Annotated in this window: 12 protein-coding genes; 6 read left to right on the forward strand and 6 right to left on the reverse strand. The window is 65.4% G+C overall.

Annotation, left to right across the window (positions count from 1 at the left end; translation table 11 throughout):
* Window positions 1-14: 14 nt before the first annotated feature.
* Both ABC383_RS20970 and ABC383_RS20975 read right to left on the reverse strand, forming a co-directional pair.
* Window positions 15-1,004: a Bug family tripartite tricarboxylate transporter substrate binding protein gene (locus tag ABC383_RS20970; RefSeq protein ID WP_413016872.1), complete on the reverse strand. Its 990-nt coding sequence runs from the start codon at window positions 1,002-1,004 to the stop codon at window positions 15-17.
* 225 nt (window positions 1,005-1,229) lie between these two features.
* Window positions 1,230-2,138 (reverse strand): LysR family transcriptional regulator, encoded by a 909-nt coding sequence (locus tag ABC383_RS20975; protein WP_413016874.1) that lies wholly within the window; start codon window positions 2,136-2,138, stop codon window positions 1,230-1,232.
* Window positions 2,139-2,222: 84 nt separating this feature from the next.
* On the opposite strand from ABC383_RS20975, the gene ABC383_RS20980 reads away from it, so the two are divergent.
* From ABC383_RS20980 to ABC383_RS20990, 3 genes are all read left to right on the forward strand, one after another.
* Window positions 2,223-3,215: a 3-hydroxyacyl-CoA dehydrogenase family protein gene (locus ABC383_RS20980; RefSeq protein WP_413016876.1), complete on the forward strand. Its 993-nt coding sequence runs from the start codon at window positions 2,223-2,225 to the stop codon at window positions 3,213-3,215.
* 99 nt (window positions 3,216-3,314) lie between these two features.
* Window positions 3,315-3,956, forward strand: a complete 642-nt coding sequence (locus ABC383_RS20985) for an aspartate/glutamate racemase family protein (protein ID WP_413017388.1) — start codon at window positions 3,315-3,317, stop codon at window positions 3,954-3,956.
* Window positions 3,957-3,991: 35 nt separating this feature from the next.
* Window positions 3,992-4,954, forward strand: a complete 963-nt coding sequence (locus ABC383_RS20990; protein WP_413016878.1) for a Bug family tripartite tricarboxylate transporter substrate binding protein — start codon at window positions 3,992-3,994, stop codon at window positions 4,952-4,954.
* A 34-nt stretch (window positions 4,955-4,988) separates the two neighbouring features.
* On the opposite strand, the gene ABC383_RS20995 is transcribed toward ABC383_RS20990, so the two are convergent.
* The 3 genes from ABC383_RS20995 to ABC383_RS21005 all read right to left on the reverse strand — a co-directional run bounded on the left by ABC383_RS20995 (window position 4,989) and on the right by ABC383_RS21005 (window position 7,496).
* Entirely contained in the window at window positions 4,989-5,189 is a 201-nt protein-coding gene (locus tag ABC383_RS20995) for a hypothetical protein (RefSeq protein WP_413016880.1), read from the reverse strand.
* Window positions 5,190-5,261: 72 nt separating this feature from the next.
* Complete coding sequence (locus tag ABC383_RS21000) at window positions 5,262-6,431, reverse strand: GGDEF domain-containing protein (RefSeq protein ID WP_413016882.1); 1,170 nt, start codon at window positions 6,429-6,431, stop codon at window positions 5,262-5,264.
* A 108-nt stretch (window positions 6,432-6,539) separates the two neighbouring features.
* Window positions 6,540-7,496: a LysR family transcriptional regulator gene (locus ABC383_RS21005; protein ID WP_413016884.1), complete on the reverse strand. Its 957-nt coding sequence runs from the start codon at window positions 7,494-7,496 to the stop codon at window positions 6,540-6,542.
* A 138-nt stretch (window positions 7,497-7,634) separates the two neighbouring features.
* Between ABC383_RS21005 and hmgA the strand changes: the two genes are divergently transcribed.
* Together hmgA and fahA are read left to right on the forward strand one after the other, a co-directional pair.
* Window positions 7,635-8,957, forward strand: coding sequence for a homogentisate 1,2-dioxygenase (gene hmgA, locus ABC383_RS21010; protein WP_413016886.1), 1,323 nt, complete (start codon window positions 7,635-7,637; stop codon window positions 8,955-8,957).
* A 63-nt stretch (window positions 8,958-9,020) separates the two neighbouring features.
* On the forward strand, window positions 9,021-10,337 hold the full coding sequence (fahA, locus tag ABC383_RS21015) for a fumarylacetoacetase (protein WP_413016888.1): 1,317 nt from the start codon (window positions 9,021-9,023) through the stop codon (window positions 10,335-10,337).
* Window positions 10,338-10,430: 93 nt separating this feature from the next.
* Here the strand turns inward: fahA and ABC383_RS21020 are convergent, their stop codons facing one another.
* Window positions 10,431-11,273, reverse strand: coding sequence for a phytanoyl-CoA dioxygenase family protein (locus ABC383_RS21020; RefSeq protein WP_413016890.1), 843 nt, complete (start codon window positions 11,271-11,273; stop codon window positions 10,431-10,433).
* A 278-nt stretch (window positions 11,274-11,551) separates the two neighbouring features.
* Between ABC383_RS21020 and ABC383_RS21025 the strand changes: the two genes are divergently transcribed.
* Window positions 11,552-12,526, forward strand: coding sequence for an NAD(P)H-dependent flavin oxidoreductase (locus ABC383_RS21025; RefSeq protein WP_413016892.1), 975 nt, complete (start codon window positions 11,552-11,554; stop codon window positions 12,524-12,526).
* The last annotated feature ends 105 nt before the right edge of the window (window positions 12,527-12,631 follow it).

Here is a 12,631-nt window from a genome sequence, read left to right on the forward strand (position 1 = left end):
CGCGGCGCCGCGCCTTACTCCTGCGTTGCGCCAGACTCCTGCACGACCACCTTCCACTTCTCGTATTCCTTGCGCGTGAAAGCGGCAAACTGCTCCGGCGTGCCGCCGACCGGGTCGGCGCCTTCGCGGACCATTTGTTCCTGCAGGCCGGGCAACGCCTTGTTGACGCCCTGATTCAGCTTGTCGATGACGGCGCGCGGCGTGCCCTTGGGTACGAACAGGCCGAACCAGGAACCGGCCGAAAAGCCGGGGAAGCCGCTCTCGGCCACGGTCGGGACATCCTGCAGGGAGCGCGAGCGCGTCAGGCTCGACACCGCCATCGCCTTGAGCTTGCCCGCCTTGATATGCGAGATCACCGACGGGATCGTGGCGAACATGGCCTGGTTACGTCCCGCCAGCAGGTCATTGAGCGCGTCGGCCCCCTTGTATGGAACATGCAGCGCGTCGATGCCGGCATTCTTGAAAAGCATGAAGCCCGACAGGTGCGATGACGTGCCGACGCCGGTCGAGCTGTAGCTGACCTTGCCCGGATTGGCGCGCGCATAGCGCATGAATTCCGTGAAGCTGTTGACTGGCAACGAGGCAGGCACCACCAGCACATTCGGCACGTCGGCAATCTGCACCACCGGATGCAGGTCCTGCAGCGGATCGTATTTCAGGCCCTTGTACAGCGTCTGGTTGATGGAGATCGGGCCGACGGAATTGACCAGCACGGTGTAGCCGTCGGCGGGTGAACGCACCACGTACTCGGTACCGATATTGCCGCCCGCACCCGGCTTGTTCTCGACGATGAATGATTGCTTGAACTGGTCGCTTAACGCCTGGCCAATCGCGCGGGCCAGGATATCGGTCGTGCCGCCAGCGGTGAAAGCCACCACCAGCTTGACCGGCTTGGACGGGTATTCCTGGGCGGTTGCGCCGGGCGATGCCAGCAGCAGGGCCGGTGCGCACAGCGCCGCGGCCAGCGCCGTGACCGACTTTCTCCTCAATGCATTGCAAGCCATGTCTTCTCCTGGTTTTTCGTTATTGGTCCGCCATGTCGGCTGGCGGTATCGGTGGATGCGCGTTGCCCGCGACTCCGTCGCGGGCAACCGTCGCTGCCATCCGGTGAAATGTAGGGACGCGCGGCCAACAGCGCCAGTGGCGCATTGCTATGAGGTCTTCACGGTTCGTGAAGAAAGGCAATGCAAAGGCAGGCGCCGCGGCTAACTGCCACCGCTGCACTGCTGCTATGCAGCAGGCTTGCGCAACTGCTGCCTGAGCATTGCCAGCATGGCTTCTGCCGCCGGCGACAGCGAGCCTTCGCGGCGCAGCACCAGGCCGATGGAGCGGCGTATCACCGGCTCTGTCAAAGGACGCCGCACGATGCCGGGGTTGCCGATCACGTCGGCCGCCAGCGCCGGCAGCGCCGCCACGCCGAGTTCCTGGATCACCATGGCGCCGATGGTGGCAAGGTGGTCCACCTCGTATGCGGGGTGAAAGCCGAAGCCGTGCTGCAGCGCAGCGGCCTCGACGTACTGGCGCACGCTGGTATGGCGCGACATCGAGATATGCGGGAAAGATAGGGTGTCGGCGAAGCGCACCTTGCCGCGGCCCCTGGCCAGCGGATGGCCGGGCGCGGCCAGCAGCACGAAACTGTCGGTGGTCAGCGGCAGATAGTCGAGGTCGGTGTAGGCGGGATTGGCGGCCGTCAGCGCGAAGTCCACCCGGCCCTCGCGCACCAGTTCGAAGGCCGGCTCGGACAGGGTGTCGACTACCGACAGCCTGATGTCCGGATGCCTGGCGCTGAAGTTGCGAAACAGCCTGGGGATGATGCGCGCCGCCAGCGACGGCATCGCCGCAATCGCCACCCGGCCGCGCCGCACCGCTGCCACGTCCTGCACCGCGACCACTGCGCGCTCGATATCCGACAGCAGCTGCTCGGCCTGCGCGGCCAACACCTCGCCGGCCGCCGTCAGGGCGACGGCGCGGGTGGTGCGGTCGAACAGCCGCGTGCCGATAGCCTCTTCCAGCCGGCTGATCAGCGTGGACAGGGCCGACTGCGACAGATGCATTTCCTGCGCCGCCTGGCTGAAGCTGAGGGTCTGGGCCACGGCGAGAAAGGCGCGGATGTCGCGGGCTGAAAGATTTATCTCCATAATCGATAAGTTTATAGAAAATATGCGATTCACAGAAATAAGATCCGGCTGCAGACTGCAGTTTTTCTCGCTCCATCCAGGCCCATGAACACCGATCACGCTGCTACCTCCATTTCCTCCCCGCAGGCCGGCAGCCTGCCCAAACCGTCGCGCGCCTGCGCGCTCGTCGCCGGCGGCGGCACCATGGGCGCCGATGTGGCGCTGGTGCTGGCCCGCGCCGGCTGCCGCACCATCGTGCTCGAACCGGGCGAAGCCCGGCGCCAGGCGCTGGACGACTATTTCACCGCCGGCCTGCGCGGCCTGGACGCCGGGGACATGCGCGGCTGCCTGAGCGCCTGCGCCTCGCTGGACGACGTCGACTGGCAGACGGTCGATTTGGTCATCGAATGCATTCCGGAGAAGCTGGCGCCGAAGCAGGCGCTGTTTGCCGAACTGGAAAAGCGCGCCAGGCCCGACACCCTGTTCTGCAGCAACAGTTCCAGCTTCCCGATTTCGGCCATCGCCGAAGGACTGGCATCGGCGCAGCGCATGCTGGGCCTGCATTTCTTCATGCCGGCGCACCTAGTGCCGCTGGTCGAAGTGGTGCTGGGCGAGCATTCGTCCGCCGCGCTGGGCGAGGCGCTGTCGGCCTTCATGCGCGCCTGCGGCATGGTGCCGGTGCTGGTGCGCAAGGATTTGCCGGGTTTCCTCGCCAACCGCCTGCAGCATGCGCTGGCGCGCGAGGCATTCGCGATGATCGATGCCGGCATCGCCACGCCGGAGGATGTCGACGCCGCGGTGCGCTTCGGCTTCGGCTTCCGTTTCCTGGCCGCCGGGCCGGTGCTGCAGCGCGACCACGCCGGCATCGACGTGCATTGCCCGGCCGCGGCCACGATGTATCCGTCGCTGGCGGCCAACACCGTGCCGGCCAAGGCTTTGAGCGAGCGGCTGGCCAGCGGCAAGTTCGGCATGAAGACCGGCGAAGGCTTTTTCAAATGGACACCGGAAAGCATCGCCGCCGAGCGCAAGCGCTATGACGACCTGCTGAAGGCGGGGCTGCGCCTGCTGGCGCCGGAACTGCCGAAGATCGAGAAATAGGCCGCAGGCAGCCATCGATGGCTTTCCGCACCGGCTGGCCGCCCCATTAATCGGCGCTTTACCGCCTCTCTACATGAACACATGAACACGACTTCTTCCATGCCGCGCATCGCGCTGATCCACGCGCTGAGCCATTCGGTGGACCCGATCAACCAGGCCCTGGCGCACGACTGGCCGCAGGCCATGCGCATGAATCTGCTCGACGATTCGCTGTCGGCCGATCTCGCCGCTTCCGGGCGTGGACTCGATGCGGCAATGCATCAGCGCTTTCATGACCTGGCGGAATACGCGGTGGGCACCGGCGCCCAGGGCATCCTGTTTACCTGTTCCGCCTTTGGTCCCTGCATCGAAGCCGTTGCGCGGCGCTATGCCAACCTGCCGGTATTGAAGCCCAATGAAGCGATGGTGGCCGATGCCGCCAACGCGGCCGGACCGGTCGGGCTGATCGCCACCTTCGGGCCGACGCTGGCGTCGATGCCGCCGGAGTTTCCGGACTCGGTCGAACTGCTGACCGGGCTGGCCGAAGGCGCGCTCGATGCGTTGAACCGCGGCGATACCGGGCGCCACGATGAACTGATCGTTGAACAGGCGCGCCTGCTGCAGGCGGCCGGCTGCAAGACAATCGCGCTGGCCCAGTTCAGCATGGCCCGCGCGCGGGAAGCCTGCGAACAGGCCACCGGCCTGCCCGTGCTGACCACGGTACACAGCGCAGTAAAAGCATTGAAGCGGCGGCTTGCCTGAGCGCCTGTTTGCGACATAAACCAAGGAGACAAGACATGATCAAGAAAGCGCTATTCGCATCCATGCTGCTGGTCCAGGCCTTTGCCGCCGGCGCCAGCGACTACCCGTCCAAGCCGATCAAGTTCATCATTCCCTATCCGCCGGGCGGTCCGACCGACGCGATGGCGCGCATGATCCAGGTGCCGCTGCAGGCCAAACTGCAGCAGCCTGTGATCATCGACAACCGGCCTGGCGCCGGCGGCAACATCGGCACCGACGCTGTCGCCAAGGCGCCGGCCGACGGCTACACCATCCTGCTTGCCGCCAGCGGCCCGATGGCGGTCAACAAGACGCTTTACCGCTCGATTCCCTTCGATTCCCAGAAAGACTTCGCGCCCATCATCCAGATCTCGGCATTCCCGCTGGTGCTGGAAGTGCATCCATCGGTGCCCGCAAACAACATCAAGGAATTCCTGGCGCTCGCCAAGAGCAAGCCGAACGACCTGGGCTTCGCTTCGGCCGGCAACGGCACGCCGCAGCATCTGGCGGGTGAACTGTTCAATACCGCCACCGGCCTGAAGCTGCAGCACATTCCGTACAAAGGCGCCGGTCCTGCGCTCACCGACGTGATGGGCGGCCATGTCAAGGTGATGTTCGACATTCTCGGCAGCTCGGTGCAGTACATCAAGAGCGGCAAGCTGCGCCCGCTGGCGGTCACCACCGCCACCCGCAGCCCGGCGCTGCCGGACGTGCCGACGCTGGCTGAATCCGGCCTGACCGGTTACAACTTTTCAGGCTGGCATGGCATCGTCGCCCCGGCGGCCACGCCCAAGCCCGTGATCGCCAAGCTGAACCAGGCCATCAATGAAATCTTCGCCGACCCTGAATTCAAGAAGCGCTGGGAAGAACTGGGCACGCCCATCGTGGGCGGCAAGCCGGAAGCCTTTGGCGAGCTGATCCGTTCCGAGTCGGCAAAGCTGGGCAAGCTGGTCAAGGATGCCGGCGTCACCGTCGACTGATGCATAGCCGGGCGCCGCGCCCGCGGCGCCCGGTTCAGGCGGAACCGTCGTTCCGCCCGTTCTCCTTGCCGTCCTGTTCCTGCTGAAGATTGCCGCGGTCCGTCCGGTGTGGCCGTTCCGGCATGGCCGCATTTTCGTCGGCGATCATGTCGTGCTGGTCGCCGGACTGCTTGCGCCGGTATTCCTCGCTGCCGGTCTCCTGGCCGCGGCTGCGGTTGGGATGCGTGGTGCCCATTTGTTACTCCTTGTCAGAGCAGTGTGGACAGCTTGGATGCCCGCCGCGCAGTGAAGTTCTCGGCAATGCCGCTCAGGCCACCAGCCTGGCGATACGTCCGCCGGCTTCGGTCATCACCCGGTTGCGGCCTGCTCCCTTGGCGCCATACAGCGCTTCATCGGCACGCGTCACCAGCGTATGCAGCGTGTCGTCGGCACGCAGCACCGCCACGCCGACGCTGAGCGTGATCTGCAGCGTCTCGCCGGACTGCCCGTCGGCGATCACGGCCTGCAGGCGCCGCGCGACGGACACCGCGGCGATCAGATCGGTGTCGGGCAGCAGCAGGGCGAATTCATCGCCGCCGATGCGCGCCAGGAAATCGACCGGCCTCAGGGCCGTGCGGGATAGCCGCACGAAGTCCGTCAGCGCCGCATCGCCGGCGGCATGGCCGTAGGTGTCGTTGGTGGGCTTGAGATTGTCGAGATCGATCAGCAGCAGGGCCAGCGGCTGCCTGTCGAAACGGCTTCGTTCCAGCAGCCGCGGGGCGGATTCGTGGAAAGCCCGCCGTGACCAGGCGCCCGTCAGGAAGTCGCAGTTGGCCGCGTTTTCGATACTGGTGACGATCCTGCAATGGGCAATCAGCAGGCCGCCCAGCATCAGGCAGGGAAGGGCAAAGGCATTGGCCCACAGGAACAGCAGGTTGACGCCGCTGGGTTCGAGCAGCGATTGCGGCACGTCCGACATCAGGGCATGGCGGACGACGCGGGCGAGATGGCCTCCGCCTATCAGCGCGCACATGCACAGCACATAAATGGCCGGATAGCGGGAGCGGCCCTGGTAGTCGCGCGAATTGAGCACCGTCAGGGCAATGACGCCCGCGATGCCGACCTGGAAACCCGATACCGCTATCGTCCTCGCGTCGAAGGAATTGACCACGTAATGGAAGTAGGCGGTGAAGGCCGTGAGCAGCGCAATGCTGCCGCACGTCAGCAGCGCCGGGCAACGCCTGCCGAACAGCTGCCGGTAGCTGACCAGAATCGCCATGGAGGCCGCCGCATAGACCGTGTTCGCCACTTCATAGGCAAAGACGACGGGCATCTCGCGGCCGAACGCGTAAAGGATGTTGCCGGCCATGCCCAGCACGCTGGCCAGCAACAGCTGGCGCACGCCGTGGACGCGGTCCTGCTTGACGGAGAAGAGGAGAAGAAAGATGACGAAGCAGAAGAGCGAGGCGATGAGAAACGCTTCTTTCGTGTTGAGCATGAGACCTCGCCTGCCGATATTTTCCTGAGGGAAAGATTTTAGCAGGTGGTTTGTTTGGAATCAATAAGCCATTACGCCGATGTGGGTATGTCGCCGCGCGTTGGTGCATCAGGGCAATGGTGACGCCGCCGCAGCCCTTGATTTTCCGTTCGCCGCCTGCTCCTCCACGAAACACTCCGCAATCAGCGAACGCAGCCACTGGTTGCCGCTGTCCTGGTGAAACCGGCGGTGCCAGAACACGTGGGTATGCAGCGCCGGCAGCCGCAGCGGCGGCGCGGTGAAGTCCAGGCTGAACGGCCCGCACGCCTGCTGCGCAAGCTTGCTCGGCACGGTCACCACCATGTCCGTGCTGCTGACGATGTAGGGCACCGCGGTGAAATGCGGCACCTGGAACTGCACCGAGCGGGTTACGCCGGCCTTTTCCAGCCGGGCATTGATCTGGTCATACGGGCTTTCGCGGGAATCGACGAACAGGTGCCGCGCCGACAGGAATTCCTTCAGGCCGACCTTGCGCTGCGAGAACGGATGGCCGCGGCGGAACATGGTGACGTAGTTCTGGCTGAACAGGCGGCGGTGGAAGAAGCGCTCGGCGACGTCGGTGAACGCGCCCAGCGCAAGGTCGATGCGGCCGGCTTCCATCTGCTGCTGCCAGTCCACCGCGCTGGCGCGGACCGAACTGATGCCGACATGCGGCGCCAGGCGCGCGCAGTATTCCACCAGCCGCGGCATGAAGTGGATCTCGCCGACATCGGTCATCGCAATCACGAAGCGGCGCGCGCTGCTGGCCGCGTCGAACGGCTCTTCCAGGTTCAGCGCCGCGCTGACGCTGGCCAGCGCCTGCCCGACCGGCTCGGCAATGCGGTCCGCGCCCGGCGTGGGCTGCATGCCATGGGCAGTGCGCACGAACAGCTCGTCGCCGAAGGTCTTGCGCAGCCGCGCCAGCGCATTGCTGACCGTGGGCTGCGACAGGCCCAAGCGCCTGGCCACCAGCGATACATGGCGCAACTGGTAAAGCTGGTGGAATACCACCAGCAGGTTCAGATCGATGTCGGCAACGTCTCTCATGTTTCAGCCATTATTGATTTGCTCAATAGTCGTCATTTTTGCATTTGTATTTTAAACGGCGCCGTCCGTGCTTATAGTGTGGCTCTTCGATTGATTGCGGCGGTTGGCCGCATCCCATGACCACAAGGAGTGTCAGCCATGACCGACGCCAGAACCGCTTCGCCTTCCGAATCCTACCTGTCGGGCTTTGCCAACGAGTTCGCCACCGAAGCCCTGCCGGGCGCCTTGCCGGTGGGCCAGAACTCGCCGCAGCGCGCACCCTATGGCCTGTATGCCGAGCAGATTTCCGGCACCGCCTTCACCGCGCCGCGCAGCCACAACCGCCGCTCCTGGCTCTACCGCATCCGCCCAGCCGCGGTGCATAAGCCGTTCCGTCAGCTGCCTTCGCAGGCTTTGGTATCGGACTTTTCCGGCGTTCCGCCGACGCCGCCCAACCAGTTGCGCTGGGACCCGCTGCCCATGCCCGATGCCGCCACCGACTTTGCCGAAGGCTGGGTGACGATGGCCGGCAATGGCGCGCCGGATGCCGGCACGGGCTGCGCGATCCACCTGTATGCCGCCAACCGCGACATGGACGGCCGCTATTTCTACAATGCCGATGGCGAACTGCTGATCGTGCCGCAGCAGGGACGCCTGTCGCTTGCCACCGAGATGGGCAGGATCGAGGTCGAGCCGCAGGAAATCGTGGTGGTGCCGCGCGGCGTGCGCTTCCAGGTGAGCCTGCCGGACGGCCAGGCCCGCGGCTACATCTGCGAAAACTTCGGCGCGCTGTTCCGCCTGCCCGACCTGGGCGTGATCGGCTCCAACGGCCTGGCCAATCCGCGCGATTTCCTGACGCCGTCGGCCTGGTATGAAGACAAGGAAGGCGACTTCGAGCTGCTGGCCAAATTCGGCGGCCGCCTGTGGAGCGCGCCGATCGGCCATTCGCCGCTGGACGTGGTGGCCTGGCATGGCAACTACGCGCCCTACAAATATGACCTGCGCCGCTTCAACACCATCGGCTCGATCAGCTACGACCATCCCGATCCGTCCATCTTCCTGGTGCTGCAGTCGCCGAGCGCGGTGCCGGGCGTGGACAGCATCGACTTCGTGATCTTCCCGCCGCGCTGGCTGGCCGCGGAAAATACCTTCCGGCCGCCCTGGTTCCACCGCAACGTGGCCAGCGAATTCATGGGCCTGATCCATGGCGAATATGATGCCAAGGCCGAAGGCTTCGTGCCCGGCGGCGCCAGCCTGCACAACTGCATGACCGGCCATGGCCCGGATGCCGGCACCTTCGAGAAGGCCAGCCGCTCCGATACGTCCACACCGGGCAAGGTCGGCGATACCATGGCCTTCATGTTCGAAACGCCGGTGGTGATCAAGCCCACGCAGTTTGCGCTGGAGACCTCACAATTGCAGAGCGAGTACTTCCAGTGCTGGCAGAACCTGAAGAAGCACTTTTCTCCGACAAGCAAATGAACGGCGTTCAACGCCTTCCCCATGCAGTGAAGCCGGGGAAACAACCACGGATCCGATACGCTTATGAACAACCTGAATGAAACCCATGACCCGGCGCTGCGCAGCTGGGTTGCCTCTGCCAACCTGCCGGCGTCGGACTTTCCGATCCAGAACCTGCCTTTCGCGGTCTTTCGTCGCAAGGGCAGCGCCGACGCCTTCCGCGGCGGCGTGGCGATCGGCGACCAGATCCTCGATCTGTCCGCGGCTGCCGGCGCCGGCGTCTTCAGCGGCGATGCCGCGATCGCGCTGCAGGCGGGCGCCCAGGACAAGCTCAATGCCCTGATGGCGCTCGGCGCCGGCAAATGGCATGCACTGCGCCTGGCGCTGTCGCGCGGCCTGCGCGAGGGCGCTGAGCAGCAGGCCAGCCTGCAAGCCTGCCTGGTGCCGCAGGCAGAGGCGGAATACGACGTGCCGGCGCAGATCGGCGACTACACCGACTTCTACACCTCGGTCCATCACGCCACCAACATCGGCAAGCAGTTCCGTCCGGACAATCCGCTGCTGCCCAACTACAAGTGGGTGCCGATCGGCTACCACGGCCGCGCCTCCAGCATTGGCGTCTCGGGGCGGGCTTTCCACCGTCCGGTGGGCCAGACCATGCCGCCCGGCGCGACCGAGCCCACGTTTGGCCCCTGCCAGCGGCTCGATATCGAGCTGGAGCTCGGCATCTTCGTCGGCACCGGCAACAGCCAGGGCGACCGCATCGTGATGGAAGAAGCGGAGGACCATGTGTTCGGCATCTGCCTGCTCAACGACTGGTCCGCGCGCGACATCCAGGCCTGGGAATACCAGCCGCTCGGCCCCTTCCTGTCGAAGAATTTCGCTACCACCATCTCGCCGTGGATCGTGACGCTGGAGGCGCTCGCGCCGTACCGCGTGCCGTTCGACCGGCCCGCCGGCGAGCCGCAGCCTTTGCCTTACCTAGACTCCGAAGACAACCGCCGTGGCGGCGCCTTCGACATCCAGCTCCAGGTCGGCATCCAGACACCGGCGATGCGCAAGGCCGGGCAGGGGGATGCGAGCATCTGCCGCACCAGCTACCGCCACGCCTACTGGACCGTGGCCCAAATGGTGGCGCACCATACCGTCAACGGCTGCAACCTGCAGCCGGGCGACCTGTTCGGCAGCGGCACCCTGTCCGGGCCGACGCTGGACCAGGCCGGCGCGCTGGTGGAACTGACGGTCGGCGGCAAGCAGCCGCTGCAGTTGCCCAACGGCGAGGCACGCACCTATCTGCAGGACGAGGATGCGGTGGTGCTGCGCGGCTGGTGCGAAAAGGCCGGCGCGGCGCGCATCGGCTTCGGCGAATGCTGGGGCACGGTGCTGCCGGCCAGGGTGTAGGCAGGCGAAGAAGCATGGTGGAATCCCCTTGCGGTATTCCATCTTCCCGTAGCCGCCCGTTGCCAATACCCATGCTGGACCGGGGCGTCATCCTCACACGCCCATCTTCAGCCCTTCTATCGTGTGCATCTGCACGATAGCTTCAAGCTGGTCCACCACCCGGCAGGTCATGTGCTCCCTGACCTGCGGCGGCAGGCTTTCCCAGTAGGCGCGCGTTGCCTGCAGGTCATGCCGCGCCGCGTTGCCGGCGTCGGGCGCATCCACGCCCAGCACCAGGATGGGACGCGACACATTCGAGCGGTTGGCGGTGCCGCGATGGATGGTCAGCGCCGAGCGGGCCGAGATGTCGCCCATGGCCGGCATCTTGCGCTGCATCCGGGCTTCATAACGGGGATACAGCGCCTTGTCCGGAAACATGCCGCTGGCGTCGCTGCGGCCGCTCAGGTCATCCCACTGGGTGCCTGGCGCAATCTCCAGCGGCCCCATCTCTTCGCTTACATCCACCAGCGTCATGTTGAAGGCCAGCGAGTTGAGACGGCGGCCGCGTGCGGTGGCTTCCGGCGTGGGAAAGTCGCGATGCCATGGCTGGTTGGCCGCGCCCGGTCCCGGCACGTCGAAGCCGATTTCCACGATGCGGTAGTCCGGACCGAGCACTGCCTCGCACACCGCGACGATCCATGGATGGCTTGCGATATCGACAAAGCCGCGCAGCCGTTCCGGATGCACCTCGACGTAGTAGCGGTTCGGGCCGCGGTTGAGCGCGCCGCCCGGTCGCTGCAGCGCCTCGGCAAACAGCGTGTCGACATCCTCGCGCAGGCGCTGGACCCAGGCCCGCTCGAACCCGCCCTTGCAGGCGATGATGCCGGCGCCATACAGGCCGCCAAGGATTTCCGCGGTATCGAACTGGCTGGAAGGGGCTTGCGGCTGGGCGCTCATGGGGTCTCCGATGGACTTGTTGAACCTGCGTACCGGCAGGTATTAGGCCTCGGACCGGAGCGATGTTAGAAAGTGCCGGCCGGAACAGAAAAATTTCCATTCGCAGGTGTTCTTCTTGTCATTGATGCATTGCGGGCAAACTCTCCCCGGGTTTAAACGGCCGGTGTTGCGGCGCCTGAAAAACACCGCAGCGCGCAAAGCCTCTATCATCGCCATTCGCGGTCGGCTGCGGCGACCGGCGAGCTACATTGACCAACAAGGACAAGGGAAGAGAGACCATGAAAACGAGAATCACCGAATTGTTCGGCATCGAGCGGCCCATCATCCAGGGCGGCATGCACTATGTCGGCTTTGCCGAACTCGCCGCGGCGGTGTCCAATGCCGGCGGCCTGGGCATCATCACCGGCCTGACCCAGCCCAGCGGCAAGCACCTGGCCGACGAGATCCGGCGCGCGCAGGCAATGACGGACAAGCCTATCGGCGTCAATCTCACCTTCCTGCCGGCGGTCACGCCGCCGGACTATCCCGGCTATATCGATGCCATCATCGGGGCCGGCGTGAAGGTAGTCGAGACGGCGGGCAACAATCCGGCCAAATGGCTGCCGCGCCTGCAGGACGCCGGCATCAAGGTGATCCACAAATGCACTTCGGTCCGGCATGCGCTGAAGGCCGAATCGATCGGCTGCGACGCGGTCAGCGTCGACGGCTTCGAATGCGGCGGCCATCCTGGCGAGGACGACGTGCCCAACATGATCCTGCTGCCGCGCGCCGCCGACGAGCTGAAGATTCCTTTCGTCGCCTCGGGCGGCATGGCCGACGGCCGTTCGCTGGTGGCGGCGCTGGCCATGGGCGCCGACGGCATGAACATGGGCACCCGCTTCATCGCCACCCAGGAAGCGCCGGTGCATCCCAACGTGAAACAGGCCATCCTGAATGCCAGCGAACTCGACACCCGCCTGGTGATGCGCCCGCTGCGCAACACCGAACGGGTGCTGGTGAATGCGGGCGTGGAGCGCCTGCTCGAAAAGGAACGCGCACTGGGCGAGAAGATCGAATTCAAGGACATCCTGCCCGAGGTGGCCGGCGTCTATCCGAAAATCATGCGCGAAGGCCAGATGGATGCGGGCGCATGGAGCTGCGGCATGGTGGCCGGCCTGATCGACGATATTCCAACAGTGCAGGAACTGCTCGACAGGATCATGGCGCAGGCCGAAGCCATCATCCGCCAGCGCCTGGCCGGCATGCTGGACTGAGCGCGGCAGCCGGCGCCCTGCCGCAGGAGCCGCGGGGGACCTTGCGTGAAGGCGGGCCGCGGTGAGAGGCATTGCCGGGCAGGCGCAGCCATGTCGTCGATAAGG

Origin of the sequence: Noviherbaspirillum phoenicis (assembly GCF_047237965.1) — a bacterium.
Classification (GTDB): domain Bacteria; phylum Pseudomonadota; class Gammaproteobacteria; order Burkholderiales; family Burkholderiaceae_D; genus Noviherbaspirillum_A.

Excerpts from the sequence above, each read along its gene's own strand:
- ABC383_RS20970 (WP_413016872.1), bottom strand. The coding sequence starts at position 1,004 with ATGGCTTGCAATGCATTGAGGAGAAAGTCGGTCACGGCGCTGGCCGCG.
- ABC383_RS20975 (WP_413016874.1), bottom strand. The coding sequence starts at position 2,138 with ATGGAGATAAATCTTTCAGCCCGCGACATCCGCGCCTTTCTCGCCGTG.
- ABC383_RS20980 (WP_413016876.1), top strand. The coding sequence starts at position 2,223 with ATGAACACCGATCACGCTGCTACCTCCATTTCCTCCCCGCAGGCCGGC.
- ABC383_RS20985 (WP_413017388.1), top strand. The coding sequence starts at position 3,315 with ATGCCGCGCATCGCGCTGATCCACGCGCTGAGCCATTCGGTGGACCCG.
- ABC383_RS20990 (WP_413016878.1), top strand. The coding sequence starts at position 3,992 with ATGATCAAGAAAGCGCTATTCGCATCCATGCTGCTGGTCCAGGCCTTT.
- ABC383_RS20995 (WP_413016880.1), bottom strand. The coding sequence starts at position 5,189 with ATGGGCACCACGCATCCCAACCGCAGCCGCGGCCAGGAGACCGGCAGC.
- ABC383_RS21000 (WP_413016882.1), bottom strand. The coding sequence starts at position 6,431 with ATGCTCAACACGAAAGAAGCGTTTCTCATCGCCTCGCTCTTCTGCTTC.
- ABC383_RS21005 (WP_413016884.1), bottom strand. The coding sequence starts at position 7,496 with ATGAGAGACGTTGCCGACATCGATCTGAACCTGCTGGTGGTATTCCAC.
- hmgA (WP_413016886.1), top strand. The coding sequence starts at position 7,635 with ATGACCGACGCCAGAACCGCTTCGCCTTCCGAATCCTACCTGTCGGGC.
- fahA (WP_413016888.1), top strand. The coding sequence starts at position 9,021 with ATGAACAACCTGAATGAAACCCATGACCCGGCGCTGCGCAGCTGGGTT.
- ABC383_RS21020 (WP_413016890.1), bottom strand. The coding sequence starts at position 11,273 with ATGAGCGCCCAGCCGCAAGCCCCTTCCAGCCAGTTCGATACCGCGGAA.
- ABC383_RS21025 (WP_413016892.1), top strand. The coding sequence starts at position 11,552 with ATGAAAACGAGAATCACCGAATTGTTCGGCATCGAGCGGCCCATCATC.